The organism is Leclercia sp. M50 (assembly GCF_037150775.1).
Lineage (GTDB): Bacteria > Pseudomonadota > Gammaproteobacteria > Enterobacterales > Enterobacteriaceae > Enterobacter.
In genome coordinates this window covers 1-17841 of the sequence record NZ_JBBCPK010000058.1, presented here as the reverse complement: position 1 = coordinate 17841, position 17841 = coordinate 1, and the positions used below count along the sequence as shown (strand labels likewise).

The following is a 17841-nucleotide window of genomic DNA, read 5'->3' as shown; positions in this document are numbered from 1 at the left end:
ACGGCTCCTGTTGCTTCAGGGGCCGTTTTGATTTTTTAAAAAACGCCGCAAATGCGACGTGATATCGAATTTTATGAGGCTTTAAACATGGTACCTGTGGTCGCGCTTGTCGGGCGCCCGAACGTTGGAAAATCCACTCTTTTTAACCGTTTAACACGCACCCGTGATGCGCTGGTTGCGGATTTCCCGGGGCTCACGCGTGACCGTAAGTACGGTCGTGCAGAAGTGGAAGGTCGTGAGTTTATCTGTATCGATACCGGTGGTATCGACGGTACAGAGGACGGCGTGGAAACCCGCATGGCGGAGCAATCCCTGCTGGCGATCGAAGAGGCCGACATCGTGCTGTTTATGGTCGATGCGCGTGCGGGCCTGATGCCTGCCGACTCGGCTATTGCCAAGCACCTGCGCTCGCGTGAAAAAGCAACGTTCCTGGTGGCGAACAAAACCGACGGCATCGATGCCGACCAGGCGATGGCCGATTTCTGGTCATTAGGCCTGGGTGATATCTACCCGATCGCCGCCTCTCACGGTCGTGGCGTGACCAGCCTGCTGGAAACCGCGCTGCTGCCGTTTGTTGATGAGATCAACCCGCCAGAAGAGGTGGATGAAGACGCGGAATACTGGGCGCAGTTTGAAGAGAGCGAAGAGGGCGAAGAAGAGCCTGAAGACGACTTCAATCCACAGGATCTGCCGATCAAGCTGGCGATTGTGGGCCGTCCAAACGTCGGTAAGTCAACGCTTACTAACCGTATTCTCGGTGAAGACCGCGTGGTGGTCTACGACATGCCGGGCACGACCCGTGACAGCATCTACATCCCGATGCAGCGCGACGAGCGTGAATATGTGCTGATCGATACCGCGGGCGTGCGTAAGCGCGGCAAAATCACCGATGTAGTGGAAAAATTCTCGGTAATCAAAACCCTGCAGGCGATTGAAGATGCCAACGTGGTGATGCTGGTTATCGATGCCCGTGAAGGTATCTCCGATCAGGATCTCTCCCTGCTCGGCTTTATCCTCAACAGTGGGCGCTCACTCGTTATCGTCGTCAACAAGTGGGATGGCCTGAGCAATGAAGTGCGTGAGCAGGTGAAAGAGACCCTCGACTTCCGTCTGGGCTTTATCGACTTTGCTCGTGTGCATTTCATCTCTGCCCTGCACGGTAGCGGCGTCGGCAACCTGTTTGAATCCGTACGCGAAGCCTACGACAGCTCTACCCGCCGTGTCGGTACCGCGATGCTGACCCGCATCATGACCATGGCGGCAGAAGACCACCAGCCACCGCTGGTGCGTGGTCGTCGCGTGAAGCTGAAGTATGCGCACGCCGGTGGTTATAACCCACCGATCGTGGTTATTCACGGTAACCAGGTGAAGGATCTGCCCGATTCTTACAAACGTTACCTGATGAACTACTTCCGCAAATCGCTGGACGTAATGGGTACGCCGATCCGTATCCAGTTCAAGGAAGGGGATAACCCGTTTGCTAACAAACGCAACACCCTGACGCCGAACCAGATGCGTAAACGTAAGCGTTTGATTAAACACATCAAGAAAAGCAAATAATCTTTGCTGCTCTGCCAAAAAACCCGCGCCTGTCGCGGGTTTTTTTATGCCTGACAGGAACGAATAATTATTGATGTGATGTCAATCACTATTCATGTTTATCCAACATAAAATCTAAGAAATAAGACGATTGTCGAACTTTCATCTTTTGAGGGTGGGGTGGGGGCTGGACAAAAGTTGCTTCAGGTTATCAAATGGTTAAATAACATTTCGCCGGATGTAAAAAAGCCACCCGAATGCTAACGGGGCGGCTGATTTCCGGTGCTAACAAGTACGACGACACATCATCTCGGGAGAATTATGCAATCCTCTGTTAATAAAAACGAAAGCCGAACTTTCTTCGGCCATCCTTATCCGCTCGGCGCGCTCTTCTTTACGGAGATGTGGGAGCGCTTCTCGTTTTACGGTATTCGTCCGCTGCTGATCCTCTTTATGGCGGCCACCGTCTATGATGGCGGCATGGGGCTGGCGCGTGAAAATGCCTCCGCTATCGTCGGTATCTTCGCCGGAACCATGTACCTGGCCGCGCTGCCGGGCGGCTGGCTGGCGGATAACTGGCTCGGCCAGCAAAGAGCGGTCTGGTACGGTTCGATTCTGATTGCGCTCGGCCACCTGTCGATTGCGCTGTCGGCGGTGATGGGTAACAACCTGTTCTTTATCGGCCTGATGTTTATTGTCCTTGGTTCGGGCCTGTTTAAAACCTGTATCTCGGTAATGGTCGGCACCCTGTATAAGAAAGGCGATGCGCGTCGTGACGGCGGCTTCTCGCTGTTCTATATGGGCATCAACATGGGGTCGTTTATCGCACCGCTGATCTCCGGCTGGTTGATTAAATCCCACGGCTGGCACTGGGGCTTTGGTATCGGCGGCATCGGGATGCTGGTGGCGCTGGTCATCTTCCGCCTGTTTGCCGTACCGGCCATGAAACGCTACGACAGTGAAGTGGGGCTGGACTCCACCTGGAACAGCCCGGTTGCGAAGAAAAACGGTGTCGGCGGCTGGCTGCTGGCACTGGCAGTGGGTATTGCGATTATTGTTACCCTGATTGCTCAGGGCGTGATTGTCATTAACCCGGTCGCCGTGGCCAGCGTGCTGGTGTATGTGATTGCCGCCTCTGTGGCGCTCTACTTCATCTGGCTGTTTGCCTTTGCCGGCCTGAACCGGAAAGAGCGCGCCAGACTGCTGGTCTGCTTTATTCTGCTGGTCTCTGCGGCCTTCTTCTGGTCTGCGTTCGAGCAAAAGCCGACCTCGTTCAACCTGTTTGCGAACGACTACACCAATCGCATGATCGGCGATTTTGAAATCCCGGCCGTGTGGTTCCAGTCAATTAATGCCCTGTTTATTATTCTGCTGGCGCCGGTCTTTAGCTGGGCCTGGCCTAAACTGGCGCAAAACAATATTCGTCCGAGCAGCATCACCAAGTTCGTGATCGGTATTCTGTGCGCGGCAGGGGGCTTTGGCCTGATGATGCTGGCGGCGCAGAATGTCCTCAGTAGCGGTGGGGCGGGTGTCTCCCCGTTCTGGCTGGTGGGCAGTATTCTGATGCTGACCCTCGGTGAACTGTGCCTGAGCCCGATTGGTCTGGCGACCATGACCCTGCTGGCCCCGGAAAGAATGCGCGGTCAGATGATGGGGCTGTGGTTCTGCGCCAGCGCGCTGGGCAACCTGGCGGCGGGCCTGATTGGCGGGCACGTGAAGGCCGACCAGCTGGATATGCTGCCGGACCTCTTCGCGCGCTGCTCCATTGCCCTGCTGATTTGTGCCGCTGTTCTGACGGTGCTCATTGTTCCGGTGCGTCGTATGCTGGAAAATGCGCAAACGAAAAGTGAGCCGAAACCCGTAACCAACGCCTGAATCTGACCTTTCCTGGCCGGGGCGGGGTTACGCCCCGGCAATGCAACGAAAGAGGTAACAGATGCAGATTGGATTTGTCGGGCTTGGCGCGGTGGTTGAAACCGCCTACCTGCCCGCACTACAAAATACCTTTGGTGATTCACTCCACTCTCTGGGGTTTGATATCCAGCCCGCAAAGACCCTTGCAGGCATCACCCGATCTCCTGCGCTCGACGACCTCCTTGCCCGTCCCCTCGATACGCTTTTTATCACCACCTCATCACTACACCATCTGGATGTGCTTGAGCAGGCGCTGGCCTCCTCCATACCGAGGATTGTGGTCGAAAAACCGATTGTCGCCACGCTTGCCCAGGCTGAAAAACTGATATCGCTGCTGGCGAGGCCGGAGGCGGCCTCCCGGGTGCTGGCGCTCGATCACTGGATGGCGCGCATTCATCTGGTACGTCTGGGGCTGATCGGCTCCTTCTCTGAAATCGTCAGGATCGAGGGCTTTTTGCAGGAGCCGAGCGGGTTTAACGCGGCGGGGGAGCCTGTCGCGCTTAACTTTGCCACCGGCGAGCCGGATACCCGGACGCTTCGCCACCCGGATGGGGTGATCCTCGATATCGGCACACACGTGCTGGCGATGATGCGCGAAACGGTGCGCTATCTGGGCGGCAATGGCGATCTGGCCTTGCAGGTGGTGACCGCCAGAGATCGGCTGGGGTGCGATATCGCTAAAGGCGACCTGACCACTGCGGAAGGCGAGGCGCATCTTCAGGGGCAGATTAGCGGCGTGCCGGTGGATATCTGGCTCAACAAATATGCGGGGCCGAGCGGCGGGCAAAAAGGGCTGCGGCTCTATCTGCGTGACGGCCGTATCCTCAGCCACGACCGGCGCGGAGCGGAAGATGTACTGGAGCTCATTGATAAGGGGCAGGTTGTTCAGAGCTGGCGTTTTGGCGGCACGATTTACGCCCACTGTCTGGCGGAGCATATCCTGGGGGAGCAGAGCCTGTTTGAACGTGCCCCGCAGGAGGTGAGCCGCACAACGCAACGTCGGCTGGAGGAAGTAACATGCCTGCTGACATTACAGCAACAGCTACGTGGCCCCCACTGAGCGCATCGTGTTAAAATCAACAGCGTACTGAATATCCTTTCAAGGAGTCATCATGTCGATTACCTGCCCGGATTGCCATGCGGAGATTGAACCGCAAAACGGCGTGGCGCATTGTGAATACTGCAACCAGGATATTGCCCTGGAAGCGCGCTGCCCGGAGTGCCATAAGCCGCTCGAGGTGTTAAAAGCCTGCGGTGCGGTGGACTATTTCTGCCAGAACGGCCATGGCCTGATCTCGAAAAAGCGCGTTGAGTTCGTCCTGCCCGGCGCTTAATCGCAGACGCAGTCTTCGCCTTTACGCCACAAATCCACCAGCGAGGGCGGGGCTTCCTGTTCCGGCACCAGCAGGATCACGTCGCTATACTGCGCCTGGTTGTGCCGGGTCCAGACGATCTGGATGCGAAAATAGCGCTGATCCCCGCGCCCCGGTGATGACGCCTGGCCGGGCGGCTGGCCAAGGTTCAGCGCCTGGTCGAGGATCGCTACCACCCGCTGGCGCTGCTGCTCGTTCAGTTCCGAGAGGGCGATACGCCGCAGGCCGCTCAGCTTAGGAATAAAAGCGACGCCGCCCTCGCGGGCCAGCTCAACCACGGCGTCATCCGTCAGTTCCGGGATCTGCATTTACAGTACTCCTGTGCTCTTCCAGGCCTGTTCAATGGCTGCCGCCACGTCGCCGCCGGCGCGTTTCTCTCCGTGATAGATGGTCAGCCGTGCAAAGGCGGCAAAATCTGCGTCCTGCGCCAGGTTGCGATCGCACACCGTATCGTACCAGGCGTAGCCAGCCTTTTCCCAGGCATAGCCCCCAATGGCGGTGGCCGCCAGGTAAAAGGCGCGGTTAGGGATGCCGGAGTTCAGATGAACGCCGCCATTGTCCTCACGGGTTTTAATGAAATCATCCATATGCCCCGGCTGCGGATCTTTGCCCAGCAGTGGATCGTCGTAGGCGCTGCCCGGCTCGGACATGGAACGCAGAGCCTTGCCGTTAACGCCCTCTGCCAGCAGGCCTTCGCCAATCAGCCAGTCGGCCTTATCGGCGGTTTGCTTAAGATGATACTGCTTCACCAGCGCACCAAAAACGTCAGATAACGACTCGTTCAGCGCCCCGGACTGTTCAAAGTAGATAAGCCCGGCTTCGGTCTCGGTGACGCCGTGGCTCAGCTCGTGGGCGACCACGTCGATGGCGATGGTAAAGCGGTTAAAAATCTCACCGTCCCCGTCGCCAAAGACCATCTGTTGCCCGTTCCAGAAGGCGTTCTGATACTCCCGGCCATAATGCACGGTACCGGTGAGGATTAGCCCTTTGTTATCAAGGGAGTCACGCTGATAGTTTTTCCAGAAAAAATCATGGGTGATGCCCAGATAATCATAGGCTTCGTCCACCGCCACGTCGCCGTTAGAGCGCTGCCCCTCATAGCGCACCTGGGTGCCCGGCAGCTCCTGGGTCTGCCTGGCGTCGTAAATGTCCCGCTCCAACTGCCCGGGTCTGTTCACGTGCGGTGCGACAGGTTTACCCGGCATGTGGGCCATCAGCGTCTGGACATGGGTCAGGGTCTGGCGAGCGCAGCGCTGCTGCGGCTCAGAGCCGCTCTCAATAATACGGCGAAGGATATAGGGCGGGATCACACTATAGATTCGGGTCATGCGTCTCTCCTGTTATGGCAATGCCGAAAAAAGCAACAGCTTAAGTGTATGCCATCGCAGCAAAACGGCAGGCAAGTCGGACAAATCGCGGGGCGAAAAAGTGGCGCACCCGGCGCGCAGGGTTTAGGTTTTAACGACCCAACGCGAGGAACGGCATGAAGAAAAACCTGGCTCTGGCCATCACAGGATTTACCTTGATCGCTATCACCTATGGGATGGCGCGCTTTTCATGGGGCATCATGCTGCCGGATATCCGGCAGGCTATCCCTTTCTCGCCGCAGGCCGCGGGCCTGATTGCCGCCTGCAGCTACGGGGCCTATTGCCTGTCGGTTTTTTTCGCCTCGTCTCTCACTGAGCGCTTCGGGCCGCGCTTGCCGGCGGTTCTGGCGGCCTTAACGGCGGCGGCCGGGCTGCTGATTCTGGCGTTCGCCCCTTCGCCGCCGGTGCTGGCCGCGGGACTGTTCATTGCTGGCCTGAGTTCGGGGCTGGCGTCTCCCGCCCTGGCAGGGGCCGTAAGCATCGGGGTTAACCCCGAGCGGCAAACTCAGGTGAACACCATTATCAATGCCGGGACCAGCGGCGGCATCATTCTGTCGGTGCCGGTGCTGTTTTTTGTGCCGGGAGGCTGGCGGGTTGCCTGCGCGATCTTTGCCCTGCTGGCGTTAGCCTCTCTTCTTCCCGTCTGGCGCTATCTGCCCCGCGCGGGAAGGGCGGGCGAAACGACCCCGGGCTGGCGCAGCCTGATGCATAAACCGGGGATGATTCGGCTCTCCGCTATTGCGCTGGTCAGCGGCATCGCCAGCGCCGCCTGGTGGAGCTTCGGCCCTGAGCTTTTACAGCGCCATACCGGGCTGGAGGACACCGCCACCAACATCCTGTGGCTGGTGAGCGGCGGGGCTGGGGTGGCCGCCGTTTTTACCGGCAGCCTGGCGAAACGCATCGGCATGCGCGGGGTTTATCGCGGATCGCAGATCTTTATGGCGGGGTCGCTGATTGCCCTGGCCTTCAGCAAGGGCTTTGCCTGGTGGCTGGTGCCGGTAGTGGCGATGAGCGGGGCGGGGTATGTGATTTTATCCGGCGTGCTGCTGGTTCAGGGGGCGCGGGTCGCGGAGCCTTCGCCTGCGGCCGGGGTCAGCGTTGCCTTCCTGATGCTGGCGGTCGGGCAGATTATCGGCTCGGTGCTCTTTGGCCAGCTGTATGGATTTGTCGGCGCGGCGTGGGCGCTGCTGGCCTTCTCCGCGTTATCGCTGGCGATGGTGATGGTGAGTCCCGCCCCCCGGAATTAACCGCGTCAGGCCTTTTTGCGGGCGCGGGTTTTCCTGGCCGGCGTCACGCCTTTCACTTCGCTTTCCACCCAGCCGTCTGACAGGCGGGTAGTAAGCACATCCCCCGCTTTAACCTGTTTCGTCTGCTTCAGCACTTTGCCGTCGGTTGCCGTGGTCACGCTGTAGCCGCGCGCCAGGGTTGAGAGCGGGCTGACGGCTTCCAGGTGGGTGACCGCATTACCAAAACGCTCGCGGGTGCTGCTCAGGCGGGCACGCAGATTCTCCGCAAGGCGATACTCCAGCTGCTGAATGCGGGTTTGCGCGCGGTAAATACGCGGCTGCGGGTTGTGCTGGTTCAGGCGCTGGGTAACGCGCTGCTGGCGTTGCACCGCCCGTTTAAGCTGACTATCCACCGCCACGTTCATCCGCTGGCGCAGACGTTCCAGCACGGTTTGCTGGCGCGCCAGGCGCAGCTGCGGGTGCTGCTGTTGCAGACGATGATGAAGCTGGGTAAAGCGTCGGGTGCGGTTGGCGAGGAAATAGTCCATCGCCATCTCCAGCCGTTGCTGGCCGTTTTGCAGCTGGCGCAGCAGCTCGAGCTGGTTACGGCTCACCATCTCTGCCGCAGCGGACGGTGTGGGGGCCCGAAGGTCAGCAACAAAATCGGCGATAGTGACGTCAGTTTCGTGCCCGACGGCGCTGACTACCGGGATCCGGCTGGCAAAAATCGCCCGCGCCACCCGTTCGTCATTAAAGCTCCAGAGATCCTCCAGCGAGCCGCCGCCGCGCCCGACAATCAGCACATCACACTCCTGACGGGCGTTAGCAAGCGCAATGGCACGGACAATTTGACCCGGCGCATCATCGCCCTGTACCGCGGTCGGATAGATAACCACCGGCAGGGAGGGGTCGCGGCGTTTCAGGACGTGCAGAATGTCATGCAGCGCGGCGCCGGTTTTCGAGGTGATCACCCCCACGCAGTGGGCGGGGGAGGGGAGCGGTTGTTTGTACTGCTGATCGAACAGCCCTTCTGCGGAAAGCGCGGCTTTCAGCTGCTCATATTTCTGCTGAAGAAGCCCTTCCCCCGCAGGCTGCATGCTCTCAACGATAATCTGATAATCACCGCGCGGCTCGTACAGGGTAATACTGGCGCGAACCAACACCTGCTGCCCGTGCTGCGGACGGAAGGTCACCCGGCGGTTGCTGTTGCGGAACATCGCGCAGCGCACCTGAGCGGTATTGTCCTTCAGGGTGAAGTACCAGTGACCGGACGCCGGCTGGGTGAAATTGGAGATCTCTCCGCTGATCCACACCTGGCCTATTTCCTGCTCAAGCAGCAAGCGGACCGTCTGATTCAGGCGGCTAACAGTATAAATTGAGGGGGACTGGGAGGATAACATGTGAGCGGGATCAAATTCTAAATCAGCAGGTTATTCAGTCGATAGTAACCTGATAAGAGGCAATCGCAAGCATTATTTATAAAAAAGTGTGGATGCAATCGGTTACGCTCTGTATAATGCCACGGCAATATTTAACCACCCAGGTCAGAGATATTGCCCATGCTACGTATCGCTAAAGAAGCACTGACGTTTGACGACGTCCTCCTCGTTCCCGCTCATTCCACCGTTCTGCCGAATACTGCCGACCTCAGCACGCAGTTAACCAAGACCATTCGCCTGAACATTCCTATGCTCTCCGCGGCAATGGACACCGTGACGGAAGCGCGCCTGGCTATCGCCCTGGCTCAGGAAGGCGGCATTGGCTTTATTCATAAAAACATGTCTATCGAGCGTCAGGCGGAAGAAGTTCGCCGCGTGAAGAAACATGAATCTGGCATCGTTACCGACCCACAAACCGTTCTGCCAACCACCACCCTGCACGAAGTGAAAGCGCTGACCGAGCGTAATGGTTTTGCAGGCTATCCGGTTGTCACCTCCGATAACGAACTGGTGGGCATCATCACTGGCCGTGACGTGCGTTTCGTCACCGACCTGAACCAGCCGGTCAGCGTTTACATGACCCCGAAAGAGCGTCTGGTCACCGTGCGTGAAGGTGAATCCCGCGACGTGGTCTTCGCAAAAATGCACGAAAAACGCGTTGAAAAAGCGCTGGTTGTGGACGACAGCTTCCACCTGCGCGGCATGATCACCGTTAAAGACTTCCAGAAAGCAGAACGTAAACCGAACGCCTGTAAAGATGAGCATGGCCGTCTGCGCGTTGGCGCGGCGGTGGGCGCGGGTGCGGGCAACGAAGAGCGTGTTGACGCACTGGTTGCGGCGGGCGTTGACGTGCTGCTGATCGACTCCTCTCATGGCCACTCCGAAGGCGTTCTCCAGCGTATTCGTGAGACCCGTGCAAAATATCCTGACCTGCAGATCATCGGCGGTAACGTGGCAACCGGCGCGGGCGCGCGTGCCCTGGCTGAAGCGGGCTGTAGCGCAGTGAAAGTGGGTATCGGCCCTGGCTCCATCTGTACCACCCGTATCGTGACCGGCGTGGGCGTTCCGCAGATCACTGCGGTATCCGACGCGGTAGAAGCGCTGGAAGGTACCGGCATTCCGGTTATCGCTGACGGCGGTATCCGTTTCTCTGGTGATATCGCGAAAGCGATCGCGGCCGGTGCGGCAGCGGTAATGGTGGGCTCCATGCTGGCCGGTACCGAAGAGTCTCCGGGCGAAATCGAACTGTTCCAGGGCCGTTCTTATAAATCTTACCGCGGAATGGGCTCTCTGGGCGCGATGTCCAAAGGCTCCTCCGACCGCTACTTCCAGACCGACAACGCTGCTGACAAACTGGTGCCGGAAGGTATCGAAGGTCGCGTGGCCTATAAAGGCTACCTGAAAGAGATCATCCACCAGCAGATGGGCGGCCTGCGCTCCTGTATGGGCCTGACCGGCTGTGGTACTATCGACCTGTTACGTACCAAAGCGGAATTTGTGCGTATCAGCGGTGCGGGTATCCAGGAAAGTCACGTTCACGACGTGACCATCACCAAAGAGTCCCCGAACTACCGCATGGGCTCCTGATAAATTTCCACGCCCGGCTATAAGCCGGGCGATTTTGTTTCACTTGCCTCGGAATTAGCGTCAATGACGGAAAATATTCATAAACATCGCATTCTCATTCTGGATTTCGGTTCGCAGTACACTCAGCTGGTGGCACGTCGCGTACGTGAGCTGGGCGTTTACTGTGAACTGTGGGCGTGGGATGTCACGGAAGCACAGATTCGCGAATTCAACCCAAGCGGTATCATTCTCTCTGGCGGCCCGGAAAGCACCACCGAAGATAACAGCCCGCGCGCGCCGCAGTATGTGTTCGAAGCCGGTGTGCCGGTGTTCGGCGTCTGCTACGGCATGCAGACCATGGCGATGCAGCTGGGTGGCCATGTAGAAGGCTCCAACGAACGTGAGTTCGGCTATGCACAGGTTGAAGTACAGACCGACAGCGCCCTGATCCGCGGTATCGAAGACTCCCTGACCGCCGACGGCAAAGCGCTGCTCGACGTCTGGATGAGTCACGGCGACAAAGTCACCGCTATCCCGTCCGACTTCGTGACCGTTGCCAGCACCGAGAGCTGCCCGTTTGCCATCATGGCGAACGAAGAGAAGCGCTTCTACGGCGTGCAGTTCCACCCGGAAGTGACCCACACCCGTCAGGGCCTGCGCATGCTGGAGCGTTTTGTCATCGACATCTGCCAGTGTGAAGCGCTGTGGACGCCAGCAAAAATCATCGACGACGCCGTGGAGCGTATCCGCCAGCAGGTGGGTGACGACAAAGTGATCCTCGGTCTGTCCGGCGGCGTTGACTCCTCCGTGACCGCGATGCTGCTGCACCGCGCCATCGGCAAAAACCTGACCTGCGTCTTCGTCGACAACGGTCTGCTGCGCCTGAACGAAGCCCAGCAGGTGATGGACATGTTCGGCGACCACTTCGGTCTGAACATCGTTCACGTGGAAGGCGAGCAGCGCTTCCTCGACGCGCTGGCGGGTGAAAACGATCCGGAAGCCAAACGTAAAATCATTGGCCGCGTCTTCGTTGAAGTGTTCGATGAAGAAGCGCTGAAGCTGGAAGATGTGAAGTGGCTGGCGCAGGGCACCATCTACCCTGACGTGATCGAATCCGCGGCATCCGCCACCGGTAAAGCACACGTCATCAAATCTCACCACAACGTGGGCGGCCTGCCGAAAGAGATGAAGATGGGTCTGGTTGAGCCGCTGCGCGAGCTGTTCAAAGACGAAGTGCGTAAGATCGGTCTGGAACTGGGTCTGCCGTATGACATGCTCTACCGTCATCCGTTCCCGGGGCCGGGTCTGGGCGTGCGCGTGCTGGGCGAAGTGAAGAAAGAGTACTGCGACCTGCTGCGTCGTGCGGACGCGATCTTCATCGAAGAGCTGCACAAAGCTGACCTGTACAACAAGGTAAGTCAGGCGTTCACCGTCTTCCTGCCGGTTCGCTCTGTAGGCGTAATGGGCGATGGCCGTAAGTATGACTGGGTTGTCTCCCTGCGTGCGGTGGAGACCATCGACTTTATGACTGCCCACTGGGCGCACCTGCCGTATGACTTCCTGGGCCGCGTATCCAACCGTATTATCAACGAAGTGAACGGTATTTCCCGCGTGGTGTATGACATCAGTGGTAAGCCACCGGCGACGATCGAGTGGGAATGATGTATAGCTAGTTCATAATACATTATATTTATTCCGTATGACCAACCCTCTGTTTTCACAGAGGGTTTTTATTTATAACTACTCATATCTATTCGCTATGTTATATTTATCGTCGGTACAGATGACGTTATTATCCACTCCAGAAAAACTTTCCTGTATGTATTGAATGTCGGTATTATTACCTGAATTCCGCATTCGAAAAAAATCTAGCCTATATATTCGACCTGACAGAGGAGTATCGGTTATGGTATTTATAAATTAATTATCATTGTGATTTTTTGCTGTTCTTTTAATGTAATAAATATCATTGGCGATAAAGGTGACTAAGAAATTTAAGAATCATCAGCAATTGTTTAAAATGTGGCGATGCATTCGGTGGGGAAATCAATAAGGAGTAAATTATATATTGCTGTGAATATGTTTGCCATTTTCAGAAGTGATGTCATTTAAAAATTTATGGCGTTTGTGGTCTTAAGGTAATGCGAACGGATTGAACAGAATTCTTGCTGCCCAGACAAGAAAAATGATGTTGTACCTCATATTTACATACAGACACTGTATTGGTATAGGGTGTATTATTTCTCGGTAATCTGATTAATATTACTTGGTTGATAATATTTGATAAATATCACAATGAATCTAATCGATAAATGTTTTTCAGGTGATAATATCCGCAAGGGATGCACGCGCAACGGGCGCTGCTTTACTGGAGAACTGCAATGACAGTTTCAAACGTAGTTGACCGCAACGATTATTCATGCGATGGGACCTGTTCTTCATTTTCGTATACTTTCCAAATTTTTCAAAAAACAGACCTGGTCGTTTCAGTTGTCGATCTAAATGGAATTACCACTGAGCTGCTTCTTGATAGTGATTATAATGTAACAGATGTGGGGGAGTATGCCGGAGGCACTGTTGTGCTCTCCAGTCCCCCGGCAAATGGCTGGCGTATCGTCATAATGCGAGAGATAAAATTAACAAAAGGTATAAACGAAAGTAAATCAGCGAAAGTAAATAACGACCCTGCGGTGGGAGATATGGGGCATCTTGCAACAGGTTTACCGGAGTCAGGATATGCTGTGGAAACACCGAGTAACCCGGTAAATCCATCTTATGCAGAACTGAAAATTAATTCATTAGCAGGTTTCGATAATATTGGGAGCTTGTTTAATATTGCGGAATTGCGCGGTACAATTCCCTCAACCGTTGATATGATTGTCTATGTAGCGTCTTCTGCAAGCGTTAGTCATGCGGAAGAGCACGTTGGTGGTGGTTTTTTCCAGTCGTTTGATAATTCTGTAAATGCTGTTATTGATGATGGGGGGATCGTTATTAAGCCTGATTCTGGTAGTATCTGGTGGCGTCGTATTAACTTCTCAGATTATGACATGTGTTTCTGGGGAGTAAAAGCGGATGGCGTTACTGATAATGCGGCAGCAATAACCTTGGCGACCAATTACGCGCGTGCTAACCATATCATATTGAATGCACCTGCTGGGCGCATAAATACCAGCCAGATGGTTCCTCTTTATAATAATATGGGGATACGAGGCCACGGGAAAGCGGAAAGCACTGTTTTTTATAAAACAACTAATGATATTTTTGAATTTAAAAAAAATGGTGTTACGCAACTTTCTGTTGACGCACTTGTTGGTTTTGTTCCCGATCAGTGGGATTTAGCTGATTTCAGCATGGAAAGCTTTGCTGTTCACGTAACCTTAATAGGGTGTATGTTCAGGCGTTTGGGTTTAAATGCTAATAACGTAGGCTCTATAAGTCCAGCTTATGGATTGTTCATGGGTAAAGTTGCCTCAGCAGTTATCCGCCAGGTTAGTATTGAAGGTGGACGAACGGGTATTAAAGCTTACAACACTTTTTCAGGAATAATGGAAATGGTGTCAGCGGTTCAATACAATGGCTACGGATTTATCGGTATTGATATTTCTGACTATCGAAATGGGATTATGTACAACTCCGGTACCAGTATGGATATGCGTATTGTCCAATGCAGAGGGTATCAGTTCGGTTTTTCAATACAACGCTTACAATATAGTACGATGATTGACTGTACTGTTGAGGAGTGCGGCCCGATGACTGGAGAAACGATTAGCTATGCGTTCGATTTTACAGATCCTTTCTGTATTAGCATGGTTAACTGTGCTACTGAATTTGTTAAGGGCGGCCAAATTAGAGTATTAGGATTTAATAACCCCTTATTGAGACCTTCGCTTAAAGTTACTGGTTACCTGGCCATCGATCAGCAAAATCCTGTCGTGCCTACACCCATGTTTATGGTTGATAATGGAGGCATTGCGCCAATGAACATCGTTTTTGATGCGTGTGAATTATCGAGAGATACTACGCAACACAACCTGACGGCGCCTGGTGTATCAGGAGTGGGAGCTAAGGTGATTGTGATTGGCTGTGCGGGTGAGGACTTTACAGCGGCTGGAAGTGGCATATTTACCAGACTTGCCTAATCAAAAAGCATGGCGGGAATTTTCCCGCCATTACTCACTTTTTTACACGTATTTACGATACTGCACTGTTATAAAAATTGTTCTTCTCGTTCAATACGAAAAAAACCGACAACCGCAATAAGAAACTCAGGTGGGCTGGGATGCGGACCTGAAAGCCGCTTAACATAAACTGTCCCACTCAAAGAGGCAGTTTATCGTGCGGGCTTTTTTTCACCGGTCTCATTTCACCGCTTGCTCAATCACCCGGACAATCTCCTCCGGTTGACTCACCATCGACACATGGCTTGCCGCCACCTCGCTGGTTTTCGCATCAATCGCCTTCGCCATTGCCCGCTCCAGATCCGGGTTGATCATCCGGTCACTCTTGCTGACCACATACCAGCTCGGCTTATCGTGCCAGGCTGCATGCGTGACCTTTTCCGCAAAGGCATCCGCACGGATCGGGCCCTGAGTGGCGATGAGCCTGTTTTGCTCATCAGCCTTAATGTCCGGCGCAAAATCCTGACGTACCGATTTGCCCGGCAAATAGAGAAAACCGTCCGCGGTTTTGGCGATGCCTGCGCTGCCCGGTGGGGCAGAGTAGCTCCCCGCCAGATCCGCCGTCGACTTGCCCGAGTCCGGGGCAAACGCCGCCACGTAAACCAGCGCTTTGACCCGCGCATCGTTACCCGCCTCGCTTATCACCGTGCCGCCCCAGGAGTGGCCTACCAGCACCACATCCCCGTGGGCCCGGGCGATGGCGCGCTGGGTTGCGGCGACATCCTCTTTCAGCGAGGTGAGCGGCAGCTGAACGGCGATGACCTCGGTATGCTGGCGTTGCAGCTTGTCGATCACGCGGTTCCAGCTGCTGCCGTCGGCAAACGCGCCGTGCACCAGAACGACGGTTTTATTATTCGCCAGCGCGGAGCCGCTGGCGGCGGCCAGCAGCAGGCCCACCGCAACGGTATGGATAGACACTTTTTTCATGGTTACGCCTCAGCGATAAATATCTGCGGTGCCAGACAGGGTGTTGTTCCCCCCGGCGGAGGTAATACGAAATGCGCTGGCGCCCGCTTTATCGGCTTTGGCCTGCAGTTTTGCCTCCAGATCCGCCAGCGACGTCGCACCGCTGCTGTCGGAAACGGTGCCGATCTTTTGCTCTCCCTGAGGCTGGTTAATTTCCTGGGCGGCGAAAGCGGAAGAGGTCATTGCGGCAGTGAAGGTCAGGACAGCAATCAGTAATGTTTTCATGGTTTAAATCCTCAAAAATAAGTCAGGGGTTGCGTTCAGTGCATAATCGCGGCATGCGGCGGCACGGTGAATTCAATGGTTTTACGATCAACAGGTTTATGAGTTGGGTCGGCGAGAATAAGGGTCACCTTGTGATGACCTGCGGGTAGCCCCACCAGAATGATCGGTTCACCGCTGGCGTCGGCCCAGTGCCAGGGATTGTCATCCACGATGACGTGGATATGGCCGATGCGCGGCGTCACTTTCAACGCCTCAGGCCCGAACACCGGTTCAATGCGCATGTTCTCTGCGCGGTATTGAATAAAGACCGCGCCTTTACTCAGCGGGCCCGCCAGCGGCGGATCCACAATCAATTTTGCCGGTGGCTGGGGCTGTTCGAGCGGTGCTACGGCAGCAGGGCCATTCACCTCCGCCGCACTAAGCCCGCTTAACGGTGCGGCCCAGGTACAGCCTGATGACAAGGCGAACAGCGTGAGCAGGACATTTCGATGCATCATCCGGGTATCTCCTCTTCAGGTAATCAGTGACGACAGGTACAGAAAACCATTTTTATGTATCAGGTCTGTTTGCTGTGGGCGGCTTTTTTGTATGGCTGCGTAAGCAGGGGGGCGGGGATACAGTGCGATACATTCCGCGCATGCGCAGGGGAGATTCTGCTGGCAGGGTGTCTGCAGAGGCACCCGGCTGGGTGCTCAAGCCAACAGGAGAACGACCATCATGAATCACGAAAAAGTAGCGTTGATTTTCGGCGGAGCACGCGGGATCGGAGCGGCCATTGCGGCGCGACTGGCACGCGAGGGCTATCGGGTTGCCATTACATGGGTATCCCGTCCGGACCGGGCGCAGGCGCTGGTATCAACCATTGCGCGTCAGGACGGCCAGGCGATAGCCATTGAAGCCGACAGCGCAGATGCGGCAGCAATCCAGGCGGCAGTGGATACGACGCTGCGCCGCTACGGCAGGCTGGATGTCGCGGTGGTGAACGCGGGTGTGCTTCGCCTTGGAACGATTGAGGAGTATGCCCTGGCGGATCTGGACGCCACGCTGTCGGTCAACGTACGCGGTGTCTTCCTTGCCATTCAGGCGGCGGTGAAGCCGATGACGGAAGGGGGGAGAATTATCACCATCGGCAGCAATACCGCCGTGCGTACCGGGCATGCGGGCAGCAGCGTTTATGCCATGAGCAAAGCGGCGGTGGCATCGATGGTGCAGAACCTCGCCCTGGATCTGGCGCCACGGCGCATCACCATTAACAACATCCAGCCAGGGCCCATCGCCACCGATATGACCGCCGGGATGGCGGAGCAGATCATTGGTAGCATTCCGTTGCAAAGAATGGGCGAGCCGGACGAAATCGCCTCGCTGGCGGCCTGGCTTGCCGGGGCGTCATCCGGCTACATGACCGGGGCAAGCCTGACCATCGACGGCGGATTTGTTCTTTAGTCACTCAGGGCAGGGATGCCCTGGCCCCCACGCGCGGCCTGTCCCTTCACCATCGCCACCGCCAGCCCGGCAATCACCAGCGTCAGCCCCCACGACAGCCACATCGCCCCAATCGTTCCTAAAGCCCGGTTCAGCCACGCATAGGCCAGCGGAGAAGCCGCCGCCATCAGTTGGGCCGGGATCAGCAGCACCCCGGTGCGTCTGGCGTACTCTTCAGGAGCAAACAGCTGCAACGGCAGCGTAGCTTTGACGATGGTCACCAGGCCGTTAATCGCCCCATAGCCCAGCACAAAACCGGCGGCTGACCAGAGGAAAAGCGTACTGCTCAAGCCGAGCATAAAGCAGACCGGCATGGCAAGGGCGGTGAGCAGGGTCAGGCTCAGCGGAGTCAGTCCCGCTCCGGCCACCACCTCCAGGAACCGCGCCCCGGTCTGCCCAATTCCCCATAACATGCCGACGGCAACCGGCAGCCCGACGCTGGCGATAAATATCGGAACGCATCGCTGATAACCTGCGGTAATTCGCTGATATCGCGCACTAAATAGTTGTGCTTGGTGATGGGGATAGAGATGCCGTAGGTGTCCACTTCCTGAAACGCATCG

At 56.0% G+C, this 17841-nt stretch carries 15 protein-coding genes and 2 pseudogenes; 9 read left to right on the top strand and 8 right to left on the bottom strand.

Annotated elements, in window-relative coordinates:
- Nucleotides 1–87 precede the first annotated feature (87 nt).
- The 4 genes from der (at nucleotide 88) to WFM46_RS14890 (ending at nucleotide 4787) form a co-directional block, all read left to right on the top strand.
- On the top strand, nucleotides 88–1560 hold the full coding sequence (gene der / locus WFM46_RS14905) for a ribosome biogenesis GTPase Der (RefSeq protein WP_103181122.1): 1473 nt from the start codon (nucleotides 88–90) through the stop codon (nucleotides 1558–1560).
- Nucleotides 1561–1860: 300 nt separating this feature from the next.
- The gene (locus tag WFM46_RS14900; RefSeq protein WP_180210860.1) at nucleotides 1861–3414 is read left to right on the top strand and encodes an oligopeptide:H+ symporter; all 1554 of its coding nucleotides are present in this window, start codon (nucleotides 1861–1863) and stop codon (nucleotides 3412–3414) included.
- A 61-nt stretch (nucleotides 3415–3475) separates the two neighbouring features.
- The gene (locus tag WFM46_RS14895; RefSeq protein WP_336997932.1) at nucleotides 3476–4513 is read left to right on the top strand and encodes a Gfo/Idh/MocA family oxidoreductase; all 1038 of its coding nucleotides are present in this window, start codon (nucleotides 3476–3478) and stop codon (nucleotides 4511–4513) included.
- A 52-nt stretch (nucleotides 4514–4565) separates the two neighbouring features.
- Nucleotides 4566–4787, top strand: a complete 222-nt coding sequence (locus tag WFM46_RS14890; RefSeq protein WP_214422266.1) for a zinc ribbon domain-containing protein — start codon at nucleotides 4566–4568, stop codon at nucleotides 4785–4787.
- Here WFM46_RS14890 and WFM46_RS14885 read toward each other — a convergent pair.
- Both WFM46_RS14885 and WFM46_RS14880 read right to left on the bottom strand, forming a co-directional pair.
- Nucleotides 4784–5134, bottom strand: coding sequence for a protealysin inhibitor emfourin (locus WFM46_RS14885; protein WP_336997931.1), 351 nt, complete (start codon nucleotides 5132–5134; stop codon nucleotides 4784–4786). The genes WFM46_RS14890 and WFM46_RS14885 overlap by 4 nt on opposite strands.
- Nucleotides 5135–6154, bottom strand: coding sequence for a M4 family metallopeptidase (locus WFM46_RS14880; RefSeq protein ID WP_156655026.1), 1020 nt, complete (start codon nucleotides 6152–6154; stop codon nucleotides 5135–5137).
- Nucleotides 6155–6309: 155 nt separating this feature from the next.
- Here WFM46_RS14880 and WFM46_RS14875 point away from each other — a divergent pair, with 155 nt between their 5' ends.
- On the top strand, nucleotides 6310–7440 hold the full coding sequence (locus WFM46_RS14875; protein ID WP_336997930.1) for an MFS transporter: 1131 nt from the start codon (nucleotides 6310–6312) through the stop codon (nucleotides 7438–7440).
- Between the two features lie 5 nt (nucleotides 7441–7445).
- Here the strand turns inward: WFM46_RS14875 and xseA are convergent, their stop codons facing one another.
- Nucleotides 7446–8819 carry an exodeoxyribonuclease VII large subunit gene (gene xseA, locus WFM46_RS14870; RefSeq protein WP_156655024.1) on the bottom strand — a complete coding sequence of 458 codons (1374 nt, stop codon included), beginning with the start codon at nucleotides 8817–8819 and terminating at the stop codon, nucleotides 7446–7448.
- A gap of 159 nt (nucleotides 8820–8978) precedes the next feature.
- Between xseA and guaB the strand changes: the two genes are divergently transcribed.
- The 3 genes from guaB to WFM46_RS14855 all read left to right on the top strand — a co-directional run bounded on the left by guaB (nucleotide 8979) and on the right by WFM46_RS14855 (nucleotide 14566).
- Nucleotides 8979–10445 carry an IMP dehydrogenase gene (gene guaB / locus WFM46_RS14865; RefSeq protein ID WP_156239545.1) on the top strand — a complete coding sequence of 489 codons (1467 nt, stop codon included), beginning with the start codon at nucleotides 8979–8981 and terminating at the stop codon, nucleotides 10443–10445.
- A 63-nt stretch (nucleotides 10446–10508) separates the two neighbouring features.
- Nucleotides 10509–12086: a glutamine-hydrolyzing GMP synthase gene (guaA, locus tag WFM46_RS14860; protein WP_250585189.1), complete on the top strand. Its 1578-nt coding sequence runs from the start codon at nucleotides 10509–10511 to the stop codon at nucleotides 12084–12086.
- Between the two features lie 719 nt (nucleotides 12087–12805).
- Nucleotides 12806–14566, top strand: coding sequence for a phage tail protein (locus tag WFM46_RS14855; RefSeq protein WP_336997929.1), 1761 nt, complete (start codon nucleotides 12806–12808; stop codon nucleotides 14564–14566).
- A 219-nt stretch (nucleotides 14567–14785) separates the two neighbouring features.
- Here the strand turns inward: WFM46_RS14855 and WFM46_RS14850 are convergent, their stop codons facing one another.
- The 3 genes from WFM46_RS14850 to WFM46_RS14840 are packed head-to-tail and all read right to left on the bottom strand — an operon-like array spanning nucleotide 14786 to nucleotide 16293.
- Nucleotides 14786–15532 (bottom strand): alpha/beta fold hydrolase, encoded by a 747-nt coding sequence (locus WFM46_RS14850; RefSeq protein ID WP_336997928.1) that lies wholly within the window; start codon nucleotides 15530–15532, stop codon nucleotides 14786–14788.
- A 9-nt stretch (nucleotides 15533–15541) separates the two neighbouring features.
- The gene (locus WFM46_RS14845) at nucleotides 15542–15796 is read right to left on the bottom strand and encodes a DUF1471 domain-containing protein (protein WP_156655022.1); all 255 of its coding nucleotides are present in this window, start codon (nucleotides 15794–15796) and stop codon (nucleotides 15542–15544) included.
- 35 nt (nucleotides 15797–15831) lie between these two features.
- On the bottom strand, nucleotides 15832–16293 hold the full coding sequence (locus tag WFM46_RS14840; protein WP_156655021.1) for a DUF6130 family protein: 462 nt from the start codon (nucleotides 16291–16293) through the stop codon (nucleotides 15832–15834).
- A gap of 220 nt (nucleotides 16294–16513) precedes the next feature.
- On the opposite strand from WFM46_RS14840, the gene WFM46_RS14835 reads away from it, so the two are divergent.
- A complete protein-coding gene (locus tag WFM46_RS14835) occupies nucleotides 16514–17239 on the top strand; it encodes an SDR family oxidoreductase (RefSeq protein ID WP_336997927.1) in 726 nt (241 codons plus the stop codon).
- Here the strand turns inward: WFM46_RS14835 and WFM46_RS14830 are convergent.
- Nucleotides 17236–17733 (bottom strand): annotated as a pseudogene (locus WFM46_RS14830) (MFS transporter); the annotation flags it as partial. The gene WFM46_RS14835 and the pseudogene WFM46_RS14830 overlap by 4 nt on opposite strands.
- Nucleotides 17730–17841 (bottom strand): annotated as a pseudogene (locus WFM46_RS14825) (hypothetical protein); the annotation flags it as partial. The pseudogenes WFM46_RS14825 and WFM46_RS14830, both read right to left, overlap by 4 nt.

Coding starts and splice junctions, on each gene's coding strand:
- WFM46_RS14875 (WP_336997930.1), top strand. CDS start 6,310: ATGAAGAAAAACCTGGCTCTGGCCATCACAGGATTTACCTTGATCGCT.
- WFM46_RS14890 (WP_214422266.1), top strand. CDS start 4,566: ATGTCGATTACCTGCCCGGATTGCCATGCGGAGATTGAACCGCAAAAC.
- guaA (WP_250585189.1), top strand. CDS start 10,509: ATGACGGAAAATATTCATAAACATCGCATTCTCATTCTGGATTTCGGT.
- WFM46_RS14850 (WP_336997928.1), bottom strand. CDS start 15,532: ATGAAAAAAGTGTCTATCCATACCGTTGCGGTGGGCCTGCTGCTGGCC.
- der (WP_103181122.1), top strand. CDS start 88: ATGGTACCTGTGGTCGCGCTTGTCGGGCGCCCGAACGTTGGAAAATCC.
- WFM46_RS14845 (WP_156655022.1), bottom strand. CDS start 15,796: ATGAAAACATTACTGATTGCTGTCCTGACCTTCACTGCCGCAATGACC.
- WFM46_RS14900 (WP_180210860.1), top strand. CDS start 1,861: ATGCAATCCTCTGTTAATAAAAACGAAAGCCGAACTTTCTTCGGCCAT.
- WFM46_RS14885 (WP_336997931.1), bottom strand. CDS start 5,134: ATGCAGATCCCGGAACTGACGGATGACGCCGTGGTTGAGCTGGCCCGC.
- WFM46_RS14855 (WP_336997929.1), top strand. CDS start 12,806: ATGACAGTTTCAAACGTAGTTGACCGCAACGATTATTCATGCGATGGG.
- WFM46_RS14880 (WP_156655026.1), bottom strand. CDS start 6,154: ATGACCCGAATCTATAGTGTGATCCCGCCCTATATCCTTCGCCGTATT.
- WFM46_RS14895 (WP_336997932.1), top strand. CDS start 3,476: ATGCAGATTGGATTTGTCGGGCTTGGCGCGGTGGTTGAAACCGCCTAC.
- WFM46_RS14835 (WP_336997927.1), top strand. CDS start 16,514: ATGAATCACGAAAAAGTAGCGTTGATTTTCGGCGGAGCACGCGGGATC.
- WFM46_RS14840 (WP_156655021.1), bottom strand. CDS start 16,293: ATGATGCATCGAAATGTCCTGCTCACGCTGTTCGCCTTGTCATCAGGC.
- xseA (WP_156655024.1), bottom strand. CDS start 8,819: ATGTTATCCTCCCAGTCCCCCTCAATTTATACTGTTAGCCGCCTGAAT.
- guaB (WP_156239545.1), top strand. CDS start 8,979: ATGCTACGTATCGCTAAAGAAGCACTGACGTTTGACGACGTCCTCCTC.